Origin of the sequence: Dactylosporangium salmoneum (assembly GCF_039532525.1) — a bacterium.
GTDB classification, from domain to species: Bacteria; Actinomycetota; Actinomycetes; order Mycobacteriales; family Micromonosporaceae; genus Dactylosporangium; species Dactylosporangium salmoneum.
Genome location: NZ_BAAARV010000012.1, coordinates 15,381 through 31,493 on the forward strand (window position 1 = coordinate 15,381; position 16,113 = coordinate 31,493).

The window sequence follows — 16,113 nt, forward strand, 5'->3', positions numbered from 1 at the left end:
CCGCGGAGTGGGTTGCTGGTTGAAGCCGTCGACTACCCGCCGGCCGGATGGCGCAATCGGCGAGCACCGGGCCGGTGAACCCGGCGAGCCGGGGTAGCAGTCGCGGGACTCGGACCGTCGACCGCACAGTGGAGGCGCGCAGTGGTGAGCGCGATAACGGCGGCCACCGTGCTGGCCGCGCCGGGCGAGCCGGACCAGTTGCTGCCGGCCCGCGAGCAGATGGCCTTCACCCTCGGTTTCCACATCATCCTGGTGCCCTTCGGCCTCGCCTTCACCTTCCTGATGCTGCTGGCCGAGTACCGCGGCATCCGGCGCGGCGACGGGGACGCGCTGCTGCTGGCCCGTCGCTGGTCGAAGGTGTCCGCGGTGCTGTTCGCCGTCGGCGCGGTCTCCGGCACCGTGCTGTCGTTCGAGATGGGCCTGCTGTGGCCGGGTCTCATGCGCCGCTTCGGGGCCGCGTACGGGCTGCCGTTCGCGGTCGAGGGCATCTTCTTCTTCATCGAGGCGATCTTCGTCGCCATCTACATCTTCGGCTGGGACCGGCTGCGCCCGTGGGCCCACTTCTGCTCCGGCCTCCCGGTCCCGATCGCCGGGATCGGCGGCACCGCCTCCGTCGTGGCCGCCAACTCGTGGATGAACCGGCCCGGGGGCGTCGTGGTGCGCGACGGGCGGGTCGTCGACGTCGCGCCGGCCGGCGTGTTCTTCAACGGCGCCTACTGGTACGAGACGCTGCACATGTTCCTCGCCGCGTACATCGTGGCCGGCTTCCTCGTCGCCGGTGTCTACGCCGCGGCGATGCTCAAGGGCCGCCGGGACCGCTACCACCGGCTCGGCTTCCTCATCGCCTTCACCACCGCCGCGGTCGTCATGCCGGCGCAGGTCGTCGTCGGTGACGTCGCCGCGCGGGAGGTCTTCCGGCACGAACCGGCCAAGTTCGCCGCCATCGAGGCGCTGCCCGGCACGTCCACGCACGTGCCGGAGGTGCTCGGCGGCGTGGTGATCGGCGGCCGGGTCCGCTACGGCGTCCTCATTCCCAACGGGGCGTCGCTGCTGGCCGGCTACCGTCCCGGCACCGAGATCCGCGGCCTCGACGCGATCCCCGCCGACGTGCGCCCGTCCGACCGGGTCGTCACGATCGTGCACCTGGCGTTCGACGTCATGGTCGGCACCGGGTTCGCGCTGCTCGCGCTGGCGGCCTGGTTCGGCTGGGCCTGGTGGCGCCGCCGGGACCTGCCCCGCAGCCGCTGGTTCCTGCGCGCCGCCGCGCTCGCCGGTGTCGTGTCCGTCGTCGCGCTGGAGAGCGGATGGGTGGTCACCGAGGTCGGCCGGCAGCCGTGGACGGTCGTCGGGCTGCTGCTCACCCGGGACGCGGTCACCGTCGGCGGCAACATGTGGGCCTTCTTCGCCGGCACCTTGCTGCTGTACGCCGCGGTCGGCGTCGGCGCGATCCTGGTCCTGCGCTCGATGCGCCGCCGCTGGGCCGCCCCGGGCGCGGAGGCCGTCGAGGTCCCCTACGGCCCGGCCGAGCCCGAGGAGGCGCGATGAGCACGGTTGTCGCGGCCGGGCTGCTGGCCGGCCTCGTCGCCTACGCCGTCTTCGCCGGCGCCGACTTCGGCGCCGGGTTCTGGGACCTCACCGCCGGCGGCGCCGAGCGCGGACGGGCGATCCGCGACCACATCGACCACGCCCTCGGTCCGGTCTGGGAAGCCAACCACGTCTGGCTCATCTACTGCCTGGTCGTCGCCTGGAGCGCCTTTCCCGCCGCGTTCGCCGCCGTGACGACCACCCTCTACCTGCCGCTGGGCCTGGCCGCGCTGGGCATCGTCGTGCGCGGCGCCGGCTTCGCGTTCCGCAAGGTCCTCGTGCGCACCAGCACCCAGCGGCTCAACGGCGCCGCCTTCGCCGTCTCCTCCGTCATCACCCCGTTCTTCCTCGGCACCGTCGCCGGCGGCATCGCGTCCGGCCGGGTCCCGGCCGGCGGCAGCGGCGACCCGCTCGGCAGCTGGCTGAACCCCACCTCGCTGCTCACCGGCGTGCTGTTCACCGTCACGTGCGCCTACCTCGCCGCGATCCTGCTCGCCGCCGACGCCCGCAACGACGGGCAGGCCGGCCTCGAGCACCGGTTCCGCCGCCGGGCCCAGTGGGCCGCCTGGGCGTGCGGCGCCCTCGCCGTCGCCGGCCTGGCGGTCACGGCCGCCGACGCCCATCGGCTCTTCGACCGGCTCCTGACCACCGCGTTGCCCGCCACCGCCGCGTCGCTGCTGACCGGGGCGGCCGCGCTCGTGCTGCTGCCCCGGTACTCGCCCCGGATCGTCCGGCTGCTCGCCGGCGTCGCGATCGCCGCCCTCGTCATCGCCTGGGGCGTGGCGCAGACGCCGTACCTGCTCGGCACCCACACCACCGTCCAGCAGGCGGCCGCCCCCACGGCCACGATGGTCACGCTGCTGCTCGTGTTCGCAGCCGCCGCCCTGCTGGTCGCGCCCTCCCTGGCGTTGCTCTACGCGCTGCAGCAACGCTCCAGCCTCCAGCACGACGACCATGCGTAGGCCCTCGCCGCGGCGGCCGGGTGGGGCGCGGGCCGGCGCGCCGTCGCCTCGCCCCCGCCGGGACGCGTTTTGCCGGGGACCCGCCGGGTAGCGCAGGAACGCCAATGATGCTCGAGCCGGTGCGGCAGGGCCCGCCGGCGGACCGCCGGGGGGCTGGTGAGCTCGGTGCCCAAGACGAAGGATCGCCTGATCGGGGCCGTCGGTGTCGCCGCCGGCGCGGCGGCTTTGGGGTCGGCCGCCGGCGGCGACACCGACGGCCCCAAGGCGGGCCTGAGCAAGGCCAGGAAGAAGCTGCTGACGCCCCGCAACGCGGTGGCGGCCGCCGCCGTGCTGACCGCCTTTCTCTACGGCCGCCGCGCGGCCCGGCGTGCCGCGCGCTGACGCCCCGTCGAGGCCGCAGCACGGCCCACCCCGATCGCCATCTCCGCCATGCTTGCCGATCCGGCCCCCTCGCCGTCGCCGCCAGCCCCGATGCCGCGGCCGCCTTCCCGCCTCGCCGGGGCCACCCGAGCATTCCGGCTCATGTCGGCCGGCCGCCGCGCCGTCGGCGGCGTGCTGTCACTTCCCCAGGTGCCGCAAGCGGCGGAAACAAAAAAGATCGGTCGGGGCGAGTGGTGGGTAGGCGGAGGTAAGGAGAGCAAGACGAACCGAGGGAGGTGTGTCGTGGCCGAGGTTTCGCAGTATCAGGACTTCGCCGGACACCCGGACATCGCCGAGATGCAGCAGCGCTACGAGCGGGTCGCAGCGAGCGGGCAGGCGGTCGTCATCGACGGGTTGGTGTTGCTGGCCGGTGGCTGGCTGGCCATCTCGCCTTGGGTGGTGGGCTTCATCGGCTATGCGCCGAACGTGGCGATCAACAACCTGATTCTCGGGGTCATGATCGGCGTGATCGCACTGGGGCTCACGATGGCGCCTGCGCGGATGTACCGGCTGAGCTGGTCCATGGCCGCGATCGGGGTGTGGGTCATCATCTCGCCGTGGGTCATTCAGCGTGGATCCAGCACCGCTGGGATCATCTGGACGAACGTGGTAACCGGTGCGGTGACGGTGTTGCTGGGCCTGGGCGCCGCCGGCCTGCTGATGACGGCGAACCGGCGACACGGCGGCGACCGGCGGGGCACGGAACGCCACGGCTTCGAGCGGGCCGGCACGGAGCGGTCCGGCGGCTTTGACCGGCCCGGCGCGGAGCGGTCCGGCGGCTTCGACCGGCCTGGCGACCGGCCCACCATGGACCGGCCCACTGCGGACCGGCCGGGCGTGGACCGGCCAGGAGGCATCGACCGGCCAGGCGTCGAGCGGCGTACCCGCTAGCCATCGGCGCCGTGCACTGCGGGTGTCAGAGGAGCCCGTCCGCTGCCGAGCGGACGGGCGCCCCGCATGCGGCGGGCGTTCAGCGCCTGCTGCCGCGCGGCTCGGCCACGTCGGCTCGGCCACGTCGGCTCGGCCACGTGCTGCTCGTGCACGAACGGGGAGGTGCTCGCGACGGCCGGGGTGCGGGTCGCGCCGGCCTCGCCCCCGCGGTTGTGCCGCTCCGGCGAGCCGATCCAGCGAGGAGTTGCACAGCCTCCGCGAGGACCGGGCCGAGTCGTTGCGGCGGGCGAGCACCGGGGCGCTGCTGCTCGCGGCGGCCGGCGGCTGCGGGATGCTGGCGGCCGGCGCCGCCTCCATGACGCTGCTGCGCGGACTCGAGGCGCTCCTGCCGCGGCGGCTGCCGGCCGCCGGCTGACGGCCGGTTACGTGACCGCGGCGATCGTGCTCGGCGTCGCCGGCGTGCGGCAGCTGCGCTCGGTCGGCGACGTCTCCACGATGATCGCCGGGGAGCTCGGCGCGGCGGCCACCGCGGCGGCACGCAGCCGGGACAGAAGCGCCGCCGAAAGGAGTACGTGATGACGACGAACGGCAGGCGGGTGGCGGTCGTCACCGGCGGCAGCGCCGGTGTCGGGCGGGCAGTCGTACGCGAGCTGGCCAACCACGGCTGGGACGTCGCCGTCCTCGCGCGCGGCGAGGCCGGCCTGCGGGGAGCGGTCGAGGACGTCACCCAGGCCGGCGGCCGCGGGCTGGCCATCCGGGCCGACGTGGCCGACCTGGGCCAGGTCGAGGCCGCCGCCGACCGCGCGGAGTCCGAGCTCGGCCCCGTCGACCTCTGGGTCAACGTGGCCTTCACGGGCTCGCTGAGCTACTTCTGGGACACCGACCCGGACGTCTACCGGCGCACCACCGAGGTCACCTACCTCGGCCAGGTCCACGGCACGCGAGCCGCCCTGGCGCGGATGCGCCCCCGCGACCGGGGGGTCATCGTGCAGGTCGGGTCAGCCCTCGGCTTCCGCGGCATACCGCTGCAGGCGGCGTACTGCGGTGCCAAGCACGCGGTGAAGGGCTTCACGGAGAGCGTCCGCACCGAACTGGAGCACAGCGGCAGCGCCGTGCAGCTGTGCATGGTGCAGCTGCCCGGGGTCAACTCGGTCCAGTTCGACTGGAACGACAACGAGTTCGACCGGCATCCCCGTCCGGTGCCGCCGATCTTCCAGCCGGAGGTTCCGGCCCGCGCCGTGCGGTTCCTCGCCGACCACCCCAGGCGCAACCTGTGGGTCGGCTTCTCCACCGCCTACACCATCCTGGGCAATCGCATCGCGCCCAAGTTCGTGGACTGGTACCTGGCCCGCACGGGCGTCAGGGGACAGCTGACCGACGAGCCCGGCCCGCGCTACGGCTCCAACGTCTTCACGCCGCGCGACGCCGACGTGGACCGCGGTGCCCACGGGATGTTCGACCACGAGTCGCACGGCGGCGACCCGTGGTCGTGGACATCCATGCACCGCCGTTCCCTCGTCGCGGCGGCGCTCGGCGCCGCGGCCGCCGGCGTGTTCGTCGCGCTGCGGCTCGTGTCCGGCGACCGGTGTCGAGGGCCTGACGCGTAGCCGGTGGCGCCGCCCGCCGCCGGCCGGTCGCTTCCAACCGGGCCGGCCCGGCCGCACGGACCCCGCGGGACGAGCGCGTGCCTCAGGTCTCCTGGCCTCGCGGTTCGGGGGTGACGGCGGCGAGCCAGATGCCGCCGGCCATCGCCAGCACGCCGATCACCTGCAGGACGATCCACACCCCGCCGGTGGCGAGGGTCTCGTGGAAGGCGGTCACGCCGATCGCGACGCCGATGAACGGGTCCACGATCGTGATCGCGGTGAGGGGTACCGCGATCCGGCCGCTCTGGAACGCGTGCTGGTTGAGGACGACGGCGAAGGCACCGACCAGGGCCAGTGCGTACAGTTCCGGCCTGCGCAGCACCTGCAGCGGGTCGCTGGCGAGCTGGGCGGAGATGCTCTTCAGCAATGAGGCGCCCACGCCGTACATCAGGCCGGTGGCGACGCCGAGGAGCGCTCCGCGTACCGCTCCGCTCGTGCGCCAGGAGACCATGAGGCACGCCGCCAGCGCGGGGCCGGCCCACAGCGCGACGCCCAGCCAGGCGGCGCGCGTCGGTTCCGCCGCCCCGGGGCGGGGCTGCGCCGCCAGCAGGAACACGACCAGCCCCGCGCCGCCGAGGGCCACCACGCCGAAGTCCCGCACGTGCACCCGGCGCCGGTTCAGCACGGCGGCCAGCGGTATGGCCATGAACAACCCGCTGACCAGCAGGGGCTCGACGAACGCCAGCGGCGCCTGGCTGAGTGCGTACGCCTGCAGGCCGGTGCCGGCGATCTCCGGAATCCATCCCAGCAGCCAAATCGGCCGGCGCGCCAGGCGAAGGATCAGGCGCAGGTCGAGGGTGCGCGGTATCGGTTCACGCTTCGCGGCGCTCTGCTCGAGTGCGGAAGCGACCGCGAAGCAGATCGCCGAGCCGATTCCCGCCAGCGTCGCCGCGACGTTCATGTTGTGCAGGGCCTCCTCAACGTCGGCTCCGCCGGACCGACTACCCGGGGGTCACCCGCCGCACACTCCGGGTGGGTCTGGTGTCACCCGGAAACGCTGACGGGCGACGTGAACGGGTGACGGCCGGGAGGATGTCGCCGTGTGGTGTCCGAGGCCGTACGACCGGGTAGCGGGTCGTCCATGGTGTACGCCCTGGCGCTGTGCTCAGCGGCATTCGTGGGGATCGGCAACGCCATCCAGCAGCGCGCGGCGGCCCGTGCCCCGTCCGGCGCGGTGCTGCACTGGCGGCTGCTCGGATATCTGCTCCACCAGCGGCTGTGGCTCGCCGGCATCGGCACGTCGGCGGTCGGCAACGTGCTCGCCGGTATCGCGCTCGGCCTGGGCAGCGTCGCCCAGGTGGAGCCGCTGAGCGTGACCGCGGTGCTGTTCGCCATGGCGATCGCGGCCGTGTGGAGCCGGTACCGGGTCGGCCGGCGCGAGTGGTCCGGCGCGATCGCGGTGGTCGCCGGCATCGTGATGTTCCTGCTGGTCGGCCGGCCGGGCCCGGGCCGGCTGGACGCGCCGGTGTGGCAGTGGGCGGTGGCCGCCGCGTCCATCGGCGGCATCACGACCGGCCTGGTCTCGCTCGCCCGGCGGATGCGCCCGCAGCACGAGGCGGCGGTGCTGGGCATCGGCGCGGGCATGCTCTTCGGCCTGCAGGCGGCGCTGACCAGCGCGGCCGTGGGCCGGCTCTTCGAACGCGGGCTGCTGGCGATGCTGGTCGACTGGACGCCGTACGCCGTGCTGATCATCGCGATCATCGGCATCCTGCTGGCGCAGAGCGCGTACAAGCTCGCCCCGCTGCCGGTCTCCTACCCGCCGGTCGCGGCGGCCGAGCCGCTCGCCGGCGTGGCCATCGGCATCGGCGTGCTGGGCGGCACGCTGACGGTCACGCCGGTCGGCGTCGCGATCGAGCTCGCCGCGCTGGCGGTGATGACCGTAGGGGTCTACGCCCTCGCCTCCTCCCACCTCGTCGTGGCGCACCACAAGCCCCATCACCTGCCCCACCTCCCGCATCGGCCACACCACAAGTGACCGTGCGAAGCGGGTGGCGGGAGCGCCGGCTGTCACCGTCGCGCCACCGGTTCGAGGTGGCCTTCGGCGGGCGGGCGCGGACCCGGATCGTGCTGCTGCTGAGCGCGGTGCTCGCCCTGAGCACGGCGGACGCCGGCATGGTCGGCGCGCTCGCCCGGCAGCTGGAGGCAGCGTTCGGCATCAGCCACGCCGGGCTCGGCCTGGTCGCGGCGGTGTCCTCCGGCTTCGGGGCGTTCATCGCCATGCCGGTGGGCGTGCTCGCCGATCGGGTGGCCCGGGTGCGGCTGCTCGTGATGAGCGTCGGGCTGTGGAGCGTCGCGCTGGTCGCCGGGGGAGCCGCGCAGTCGTACCTGTGGCTGCTGCTGTCCCGGGTGGCGCTCGGGGCCGGGGTGGCGGCGACCGGCCCGCTGCTCGCCTCGCTGATCGGTGACCTCATCGTCGCGAAGGACCGGGCGAAGGTGTACGGCTGGATCCAGACCGGCGAGATGATCGGCGCCGGCGTCGGGCTGTTCGCCGGCGGCGGCATCGGCTTCGCGCTGTCCTGGCGTTACGCGTTCTGGCTGCTGGCGGTGGTGGGGGCCGGGCTGGGCGCCGCGATCTTCCGGTGGCTGCCCGAGCCGGCCCGCGGCGGATCCAGCCGCGTGCCACCCGGCGCCACCGCGATCCCGCACTCCTCGCCGGTGACCCTGCGGGCCGGTGGCGCCGAGGCGGGCCGGGTTTCCGCCGGGGAGGCCTGGCGCTCGCTGGCCGGGGCCTTCGTCCTGCTCATGCGCGTGCGGACGATCGTGATCCTCGTCGTCGCCTCGTCGATCGGGTACTTCTTCTTCGCGGGCCTGCGCACGTTCGCCGTGGTGTTCGTCATGGAGCGCTACCGGGTCGGCGTCGGGCAGCTGGCCGGCCTGGGGGTCATGGTCGGGGCCGGTGCCCTGGCCGGCGCCGTGCTCGGCGGCCGCCAGTCGGACCGGTGGCTGGCCCGCGGCTACCGCAACGCCAGGATCGTCGTGCCCGCCGTCGCCTTCGCCGTCTCCGCGGTCCTGTTCGCACTCGGCCTGCTCGCCAGCACCGTGCCGGTGGCCGTGCCGTGCTTCGTGGCCGCGGCCTTCATGCTCGGCGCCGCCAACCCGCCGCTGGACGCGGCCCGGCTCGACATCGTCACCCCGTGGCTGTGGGGCCGCGCCGAGAGTATCCGCACCCTGCTGCGCCTGGTCGGCGAGGCCGCCGCCCCCGTCTGCTTCGGCCTGCTCGCCGACCGGCTCGCCGGCACGGTCGGCACCGCCAGAGGCGCCAACCTGCGCGACACGTTCCTGCTGATGCTCGTGCCGCTGCTGGCCAACGGCCTGGTCACGCTCCTGGCCCGGCGCACCTACACCGCCGACAAGGAGGCGGCGGAGGCCGCCACGCCGATCGAGGGATCACCGGCCCACCGGTGATCGCCCCGCGGGGGCGGGGAGATCGTGGTGGTACCGCGGACCGTCATCGCCCGCCACCGGCTCCCCGCGCCCTCGGCCGCGACCGTGAACGGGTCGCCGACCGGGGTGGCCCCGGCGGCGGGCAGGCGGGGGCGGGACTGGCCGGCCGGGGCGCCGTTGCGCTCGGACAGTCCCGGTCACGGGAAAACGCGTTGACGGGCGGGCGCGATGCATCGAACCTTGGCGCGTGGCTCGTGATCTTCTCGGGGTTACCGGGGCTTCCGGCGCGCTGGGCCGGCTCGTCGTCCGGCGTCTGCTCGAACTGGTGCCGGCCGGGCGCATCGTCGCCGTTGTCCGCAACGAGGGGAAGGTTCGTGACCTGGCGGAGCGCGGGGTGCAGGTGCGGCCGGGGGACTACGACGACCCGGACGGGCTGCGGCGGGCGTTCGACGGCATCGGGCGCCTCCTGATGATCTCCTCGCCCGACCTCGACACCGACCGCCGCACCGGGCAGCACCGGCACGCGGCCGAGGCGGCGGCCGGGGCCGGCGCCGACCTCATCGCCTACACCAGCTTCCTGGGCGCCGACACCCAGCAGGAGGGGCCCAACGCGGCCCACCACGCCACCGAGCGGGCCATCCGCGAGTCCGGCCGCCCGTACACCTTCCTGCGTAACCCGTTCTACACCGACGCGTTCATCCACCCCGGTCTCCGCCAGGCGGTCGGCGCCGGCGAGCTGACCAGCGGCACCGGCGGCCGCGCGCTGAACACCGCGTCCCGCCGGGACCTGGCCGCGGCCGCCGCCGAGGTGCTCACCGGGGACGGCCACGAGGGCAGGGCGTACGACCTCACCGGTCCACTGTGGACCTACCCGGAGCTCGCCGCCGCGCTCGAGGCGCGGTTCCGGACCCCGGTGTCGTACCGCGAACAGCCCCCGCCGGGCCCGATGGCCTTCCTGCACGCGCTGGCCCGGGGCGGGGCTCTCGAGCGGCAGACCGGCGACCTGCGGCGGCTGCTGGGCCGCCCCCCGGCCACGCTCGAGGAGACCGTCGCCGGGATCTAAGGGTGCCGGATGAGCGCCTCGACGTCGGACCACGCGCCGGTCAGGCCAGCGACTTGGTCAGCGTCTCGAACGCCAGGTCGGTCCGGCGCGGGCGGCCGAAGCGCTCGTCGCCGTACGGGAAGGGGCTCAGCTCGCCGGTGCGGGCGTAGCCGCGGCGCACGTACCAGGCGATGAGCTCCTCGCGCTGCACGATGACCGTCATCCGCATCTCGGTGACCTGCCACCCGTCGCGGGCGCGGCGCTCGGCCTCGGCCAGCACGGCGGCGCCGAGGCCGGCGGCCTGCCGGGCCGGGTCGACGGCGAACATGCCGAAGTAGGCGTGGCCGGTGCGCCGCTCGATCTGGCAGCAGGCGACGAGCTCGCCGGCGGTCTCGGCGACCAGGACGGCGCCGGCCGGGTCGGCGATCGCGGCGGCGACCATGTCCCCGTCGGCGCGCTGGCCGTCGAGCAGGTCGGCCTCGGTGGTCCAGCCGGCCCGGCTGGACTCGCCGCGGTACGCCGACTGCACCAGCTCGACCAGGCGCTGCACGTCGCCGGGGGCGGCCTCACGGAAGGTGATCGTTGGCATCCGCCCATCATCGCAAAGCTGGGGCTAGCCCTACCTCGGACCCGCTGGGTGCCGGGATGGAGGACGGATCGGCGTTCGTCGAGGCTGGAGTCCATGCGGGACAAGCTGGAGAGCATGCACGGGCCGACATCCACGCGGCGCACGATCCTCAAGGCGGCGGCCGCGACGGTGCTGGTGCCGGCCCCGGCGGGGCGGCGCGACGAGCTGCAGGAGGCGCTGGACGACCTGCTGCGGATGGGGGTCGTCGGGGCGCAGGGGCAGGTGTCGGCCGGGCACCGCGAGAGCGTGGCGGGGGTCGGGCACGCGGCCCTGGACGGCCGGGCGCCGATGCCGGTGGCGGGCCGGTTCCGCATCGGCAGCAACACGAAGACGTTCGTCTCCGTGGTGGTCCTGCAGCTGGTGGGCGAGGGCCGCCTGGCACTCGAGGACTCCGTGGAGCGGTGGCTGCCCGGGGTGGTGACGGGCAACGGCAACGACGGACGGCGCATCACGGTCCGCCAGCTGCTGCAGCACACCAGCGGGCTGTACAACTACACCGCCGACATGGCCGCGCTGGGCTCGCCGGAGGAGTACCGCGAGCACCGCCTCGACCACTACGACCCGGCCGACCTGGTGGCGATGGCGCTGCGGCACCCGCCGAACTTCGCGCCCGGCACCCACTGGGACTACTCGAACACCAACTACGTGCTGGCCGGGATGATCGTGCGGCGGGTCACCGGCCGGTCGTGGGCGGAGCAGGTGCGCGACCGGGTCACCCGGCCGCTCGGGCTGCGCGACACCTACTTCCCGTACGACCACCCGGCGCTGCCGGCCTCCTCGGCCCGCGGGTACCAGCAGTTCGCCCCGGGCTGGCCGCTGGTCGACGTCACCGAGCTCAACCCGACGGCGGCCGACGCGGCCGGCGGGCTGGTCAGCACGACCGCGGACCTGGTGCGGTTCTGGCGGGCGCTGCAGCGCGGCGAGCTGCTGGCCCCGGTCCAGGCGGCGGAGCTGCACCGCACGGTGCTGGCCGAGACGTACCAGGACGTGCGGGCCGGCATGCGCTACGGCCTCGGCATCTTCTGGGTGCCCAGCGGGTCCGGCGGCTTCTGGGCGCACCCCGGCGACGTGCCCGGCGTCTCGACCTTCAACGGCGTCACCGACTCGGGGGACAGGGCGCTGGTGCTGTACCGCAACACCGCCCTCGCCGACCGCGGCGCCATGGACGCCCGGGCGCTGCGGCTGGCCGAGGACGTGCTGATGCGGTGAGGGCTCAGACCCGGAACGACAGGCGGGTCGAGCCGATCACGATCTCGTCACCCGGGTTGAGCGTGACCGAGTCGACCCGGCGGCCGTTCACCACCGAGCCGTTCGCCGAGCCGAGGTCGGTCAGCACCGCGCGGTTGCCGTCGTACTCCACCCGCGCGTGCTGCCGGGAGGCGCCCACGTCGGCCAGGCGCAGCGAGGCCTGCTCGCCGCGGCCGATGATGGTCGCGCCGCGGGCGAGCGGGTAGTTCTGCCCGTCCTCGGTGACCAGCCGCACGCCGCTGGCCTCGCCGGGGGCGACCTGCCCGCCGGTGTAGACCGTGGCCATGACGCGGAACAGGCCGGTGTCCAGGTCGTCGCCGCGGGTGATCTCGACGACGATGTCGCCGTAGACGGCCCAGCCCTGCTCGCCGACGAACTCGGCCTGCGACTGGGCCAGCTCCTGCGCGAGGGCGGCGGCGAACGGGGCCAGGCGGCTGTGGTCGGCGGGGGCCAGGGCGATCACGTACCGGTTCGGCACCAGCACGCGGCCGCCGGCCATCTGGGTCTGGTTCGCGCTCGCCTCGCCCTGCATGGCGTTGAGGATCTCGACCGGGTGCACGACGCCCTTGAAGACCTTGGCGAAGGTGCCCTCGACCATGCCTTCCAGCCGCTTCTCGAACCGCTGCAGCGCGCCCAACTGATCCCCCTCGACAACCACGCAACCGAGCACGAACTGTGTACCACGGTAATCAGGCCGGCACAGTCGTGGGCGCGACGCGCGGTGTTGCCGTGATCCATGTCATGGCCGGCCCGACCGCCAGCGTGGCGAGGACGAACGCGCCCGCGACGGCGAGCCAGCCCAGGCCGCCACCGTGCAGGGCCAGGAACGTCAGCGCCGCCGGGCCGAGCATGTGCTGCAGGCCGTAGGACATGCGGGCGGCCCCGGCGTACTCGCCGCGCGCGGCCGGCGGCGGCAGCTCCGTCGTGACGCCCCAGTAGCCGGCCGACTGCCACAGCTCACCGAGCGTGACGAGGGCGCAACCGGCGAGCAGCAGCGCGACGGTGGTCCACCCGGTGGAGCGGCCGGCGAGGTACAACGGGAGGCAGGCGGCGGCCACCGCGAGCCCGCCGCGGCGCAGCACCCGGGCGATGCCGGCGGGAGAGTCCGCGCCCCGGCTGGCCATCACCTGCAGCCCGACGCACAGGGCGGTGTTCAGGCCGAACAGCACGGCCAGGGCGGCCCGCGGCGCGTCGGTGCGCGCGGTCAGCCACAGCGGCACCACCTCGCTCGTCAGCGACGCGTGCATGGACAGCACGCTGAGCAGGCCGACCAGCGCCAGGAACGGCCGGTCCCGCCACACCGCCCCGCGGCGGGCCGGGGTCGGCGGCGCGCAGCGCCCGTCCAGCACCCCGTCGGCCGGCATCCGGGCGATGAGCAGCCCGTTGGCGAGCATGCCGAGCGCATTGACCAGGACCATGCACCGGTACGCCCAGTCGCTGCCGATCGCCAGCGGCACCGCGGCCGCGCCGCCACCGGCGAAGAAGCCGACGTTCATCGCCGAGCGCACGAACGCGAGCGACCGGACCCGCTCCTCGCGCGGCAGGACGCGCGCCTGGTAGACCATGCGGCCGCCGCTGGACACGGCCTCGGCCAGCGCGGCGAGCGGCAGCAGGGCCAGGAACGCGGCGAAGCCGTGCAGCCAGGGGAACCAGAGCAGCACGAACGCCTCGGCGAGCACCCCGGCCAGCCACGTGCGCCGCCCGCCGAACCGGTCGGCCAGGCCGCCCAGCGGCACCGACAGCAGCAGCGACAGGGCGCCCGAGACCGAGAACCCGATGCCGACCTGCACCGGGCTGAGCCGGGCCGGGTGCAGGAAGAACACCGCCGCGCCGGTGGTGAACACGCCGTTGCCGAAGGCCCAGACCAGCGACTGCACGCACAGTGACCGGGCGATCCCGGCAGGGGGAAGGAGTGCCATGGCCACAGTCCAGCGGCACCCGGTGTACCGCCGCGAAGGTTTTAGAATCGGCGAAAAGGTCGCATGTGGACGGACGGGGGACCGGGTGTCGGAGGTGCGCTTCGCGGTCGCCGACGTGGCTGAGATCCGGTTCTGCGTCTCGCCGCTGTGGGAGACCGTGACCAGCCTGTGGGCGCTGCAGCAGCCGGGCCGGCACGCGCTGCACCTGCCGTGGATCAAGCAGGCCAGGACGCTGGCCCGCCGCCGCGACCTGGCCGGCCCGGTGGCGCTGCTCGCCGCGTTCGCCCGCCCGAAGGCCTGGCTGCCGGACTTCCTGACCCCGCCGCCGGCCTCGCCGCTGGTGGACGTCGGCGAGGAGCTGGACCGGGTGCTGGCCACGCCGGCGGACGAGGTGCGCCGTGACATCCTGGTCACCGCGCGTGCCGAGCCGCTCACCCCGGGCGCCGAGGCGGTCGCCGCCGACCCCGCGGCCATGCTCCCGCGGCTCGCCGGCGCGGCCCGGGCCTGGTACGACGCGGCGATCGGCCCGCACTGGCCGCGGATGCGGGCGCTGCTGGAGGCCGACATCGCCTACCGCTCCCGCCAGCTGGTCGCCGGCGGCGCCCGCCTGTTGTTCGACACCCTGCACCCGGCGGCCCGGTGGGAGGGCGACCGGCTCGTCATCGCGGACCGGTGGACGCAGTCGCTCAGCGTGAGCGGCCGTGGCTTTCCGCTCATGCCGTCCGTGTTCGCCGACAAGGGCCCGCTGATCTCGTGCAGCGACGAGGCGGCGCCGGGTGCGGTGTACCCGGCCCGGGCCGTCGGCACGCTCTGGGAGGGCCTCGGCCGCCCGGTCGACGGCGACCCGGCGGCCGCTCTGGCGGGGGTGCTCGGGCCGGCCCGGGCGCGGCTGCTGGAGCTGTTGCGCGCCCCGGGTACCACGTCGGACCTCGCCCGGCGCACCGGGCTGTCGGTGGGGGCGGTCAGCCAGCAACTGGGGCTGCTGCACGACGCCCGGCTGGTGGAGCGTAACCGGCAGGGACGGGCCGTGTACTACCTGTGCACGTCGCTCGGGCTGGCGCTGCTGGGCGCCGAATCCTGACGCGCGCAACTGCAACCGAATGCTGTCCCAAATCCGTCTTCAGGGACGAAACGGTGGCCGCACAGTTCGGGGGGATATTGTGGCGCGCCGAGGGACCATTGGTGTCGGGGAGTGGTATGGCGAAGAAGCGTGGGAAGAAAGACCCGTTGTGGGCGCGATTGTCCCTGATTTTCGGGGCGTTACTGCTGCTCGCGAGCGGGGGTGCGCTCGTCGGTGGCAATGTGTTGCTGAACCACTACAGCGACCAGATTACCCACGAGGGCGGCCTCGGCGAGGCGGCGGCGTCCGGCGCGACCATCAACGGGCCGATCAACCTGCTCCTCGTCGGCATCGACGAGCGCATCGGCAACGAGGCGATGGGCGCGCGCTCCGACTCGATCATCATCGCGCACGTGCCGGCCACGCACGACGCGGTGTACATGATGTCGATCCCTCGTGACACGCGGGTGCGGATCCCGGCGAGCAAGGAAACGAAGTACAACGGCGGCACCGACAAGATCAACGCGGCCTTCCAGTTCGGCTACCAGAACGGCGGCGGCCGCGACAAGGGGCTGAAGCTGCTGGCCGAGACCGTGAGCAACATGGCCGGCGGCCTGAAGTTCCACGGCGCCGCGATCGTCAACTTCGACGGCTTCAGCGGCCTGGTCAACGCTCTCGGCGGCGTGCACATGTGCGTCGACGAGCGCACCACCTCGATCCACGTCGGGTGGAACCAGAAGACGGGGGAGGAGGGTGTGCCGTACAACTTCAACGCCGACGGCATCCCGACCAGCCTCAAGCCGAACATGAAGCCGCAGGTGTACGAGGTCGGGTGCCGCGACTTCCTGCCGTGGGAGGCGCTGGACTACGTCCGTCAGCGCGACAAGCTGGCCAACAACGACGGCGACTACGGCCGCCAGCGCCACCAGCAGCAGTTCATCAAGGCGATGGCGAAGAAGGCCACCAGCGCCGGCGTGATCACCAACCCGATCAAGGTCGCCGAGGTCCTCGGCTCGGTCGGCAAGGCGGTCTCGTTCTACAACAACGAGATCTCCCTCGCCGACTGGATCTTCACGCTGAAGGGCGTCGACGCGGACAAGATGGTCACGCTGCGCACCAACAACGGCCAGTACAAGAGCGAGACCGTCAACGGCCAGTCGTTCGAGACGCTCGACCCGACCGCCGTCGAGCTGCTCAAGTCCTTCAGCACCGACACGGTCGGCACGTTCGTCGCCAGCCATCCGGAGCTGATCGCCAACGACGCCGCCACTCCGGCGGCCACACCCTCGAACTAGCGCGTCCCGGCCTTCCCGGCGCCCGCGATCCGAC

General features: G+C 73.9%; 17 protein-coding genes. 13 read left to right on the forward strand and 4 right to left on the reverse strand.

Annotated features, from left to right (window positions below; all coding sequences use genetic code 11):
- Window positions 1–144 precede the first annotated feature (144 nt).
- The 7 genes from ABD352_RS06420 (at window position 145) to ABD352_RS06450 (ending at window position 5,464) form a co-directional block, all read left to right on the forward strand.
- Window positions 145–1,545 carry a cytochrome ubiquinol oxidase subunit I gene (locus ABD352_RS06420; protein WP_344611277.1) on the forward strand — a complete coding sequence of 467 codons (1,401 nt, stop codon included), beginning with the start codon at window positions 145–147 and terminating at the stop codon, window positions 1,543–1,545.
- On the forward strand, window positions 1,542–2,546 hold the full coding sequence (locus tag ABD352_RS06425) for a cytochrome d ubiquinol oxidase subunit II (RefSeq protein WP_344611278.1): 1,005 nt from the start codon (window positions 1,542–1,544) through the stop codon (window positions 2,544–2,546). Before ABD352_RS06420 ends, ABD352_RS06425 begins: the two co-directional genes overlap by 4 nt.
- Before the next feature lie 165 nt (window positions 2,547–2,711).
- A complete protein-coding gene (locus ABD352_RS06430; RefSeq protein WP_344611279.1) occupies window positions 2,712–2,927 on the forward strand; it encodes a hypothetical protein in 216 nt (71 codons plus the stop codon).
- Window positions 2,928–3,209: 282 nt separating this feature from the next.
- Window positions 3,210–3,857, forward strand: coding sequence for an SPW repeat protein (locus tag ABD352_RS06435; protein ID WP_344611280.1), 648 nt, complete (start codon window positions 3,210–3,212; stop codon window positions 3,855–3,857).
- A 244-nt stretch (window positions 3,858–4,101) separates the two neighbouring features.
- Complete coding sequence (locus tag ABD352_RS06440) at window positions 4,102–4,272, forward strand: hypothetical protein (RefSeq protein ID WP_344611281.1); 171 nt, start codon at window positions 4,102–4,104, stop codon at window positions 4,270–4,272.
- Between the two features lie 11 nt (window positions 4,273–4,283).
- Window positions 4,284–4,433 (forward strand): hypothetical protein, encoded by a 150-nt coding sequence (locus ABD352_RS06445; RefSeq protein ID WP_344611282.1) that lies wholly within the window; start codon window positions 4,284–4,286, stop codon window positions 4,431–4,433.
- A complete protein-coding gene (locus tag ABD352_RS06450) occupies window positions 4,433–5,464 on the forward strand; it encodes an SDR family oxidoreductase (protein ID WP_344611283.1) in 1,032 nt (343 codons plus the stop codon). The genes ABD352_RS06445 and ABD352_RS06450 overlap by 1 nt, the downstream gene beginning before the upstream one ends.
- An 82-nt stretch (window positions 5,465–5,546) precedes the next feature.
- On the opposite strand, the gene ABD352_RS06455 is transcribed toward ABD352_RS06450, so the two are convergent.
- Entirely contained in the window at window positions 5,547–6,404 is an 858-nt protein-coding gene (locus tag ABD352_RS06455) for a DMT family transporter (protein ID WP_344611284.1), read from the reverse strand.
- 180 nt (window positions 6,405–6,584) lie between these two features.
- Here ABD352_RS06455 and ABD352_RS06460 point away from each other — a divergent pair, with 180 nt between their 5' ends.
- The 3 genes from ABD352_RS06460 to ABD352_RS06470 all read left to right on the forward strand — a co-directional run bounded on the left by ABD352_RS06460 (window position 6,585) and on the right by ABD352_RS06470 (window position 9,950).
- Complete coding sequence (locus tag ABD352_RS06460; RefSeq protein ID WP_344611285.1) at window positions 6,585–7,478, forward strand: DMT family transporter; 894 nt, start codon at window positions 6,585–6,587, stop codon at window positions 7,476–7,478.
- Between the two features lie 2 nt (window positions 7,479–7,480).
- Window positions 7,481–8,908, forward strand: a complete 1,428-nt coding sequence (locus ABD352_RS06465) for an MFS transporter (RefSeq protein ID WP_344611286.1) — start codon at window positions 7,481–7,483, stop codon at window positions 8,906–8,908.
- A gap of 226 nt (window positions 8,909–9,134) precedes the next feature.
- Complete coding sequence (locus tag ABD352_RS06470; protein WP_344611287.1) at window positions 9,135–9,950, forward strand: NAD(P)H-binding protein; 816 nt, start codon at window positions 9,135–9,137, stop codon at window positions 9,948–9,950.
- A 40-nt stretch (window positions 9,951–9,990) separates the two neighbouring features.
- On the opposite strand, the gene ABD352_RS06475 is transcribed toward ABD352_RS06470, so the two are convergent.
- Window positions 9,991–10,518: a GNAT family N-acetyltransferase gene (locus ABD352_RS06475; protein WP_344611288.1), complete on the reverse strand. Its 528-nt coding sequence runs from the start codon at window positions 10,516–10,518 to the stop codon at window positions 9,991–9,993.
- A 93-nt stretch (window positions 10,519–10,611) separates the two neighbouring features.
- Here ABD352_RS06475 and ABD352_RS06480 point away from each other — a divergent pair, with 93 nt between their 5' ends.
- Window positions 10,612–11,766 carry a serine hydrolase domain-containing protein gene (locus ABD352_RS06480; protein ID WP_344611289.1) on the forward strand — a complete coding sequence of 385 codons (1,155 nt, stop codon included), beginning with the start codon at window positions 10,612–10,614 and terminating at the stop codon, window positions 11,764–11,766.
- 4 nt (window positions 11,767–11,770) lie between these two features.
- On the opposite strand, the gene ABD352_RS06485 is transcribed toward ABD352_RS06480, so the two are convergent.
- A complete protein-coding gene (locus ABD352_RS06485) occupies window positions 11,771–12,442 on the reverse strand; it encodes an FHA domain-containing protein (protein ID WP_344611346.1) in 672 nt (223 codons plus the stop codon).
- A gap of 52 nt (window positions 12,443–12,494) precedes the next feature.
- Window positions 12,495–13,724 (reverse strand): MFS transporter, encoded by a 1,230-nt coding sequence (locus ABD352_RS06490; protein ID WP_344611290.1) that lies wholly within the window; start codon window positions 13,722–13,724, stop codon window positions 12,495–12,497.
- On the opposite strand from ABD352_RS06490, the gene ABD352_RS06495 reads away from it, so the two are divergent.
- Together ABD352_RS06495 and ABD352_RS06500 are read left to right on the forward strand one after the other, a co-directional pair.
- Window positions 13,723–14,805 carry an ArsR/SmtB family transcription factor gene (locus ABD352_RS06495; RefSeq protein ID WP_344611291.1) on the forward strand — a complete coding sequence of 361 codons (1,083 nt, stop codon included), beginning with the start codon at window positions 13,723–13,725 and terminating at the stop codon, window positions 14,803–14,805. The genes ABD352_RS06490 and ABD352_RS06495 overlap by 2 nt on opposite strands.
- A gap of 221 nt (window positions 14,806–15,026) precedes the next feature.
- The gene (locus ABD352_RS06500; protein ID WP_344611292.1) at window positions 15,027–16,079 is read left to right on the forward strand and encodes an LCP family protein; all 1,053 of its coding nucleotides are present in this window, start codon (window positions 15,027–15,029) and stop codon (window positions 16,077–16,079) included.
- Window positions 16,080–16,113 lie beyond the last annotated feature (34 nt).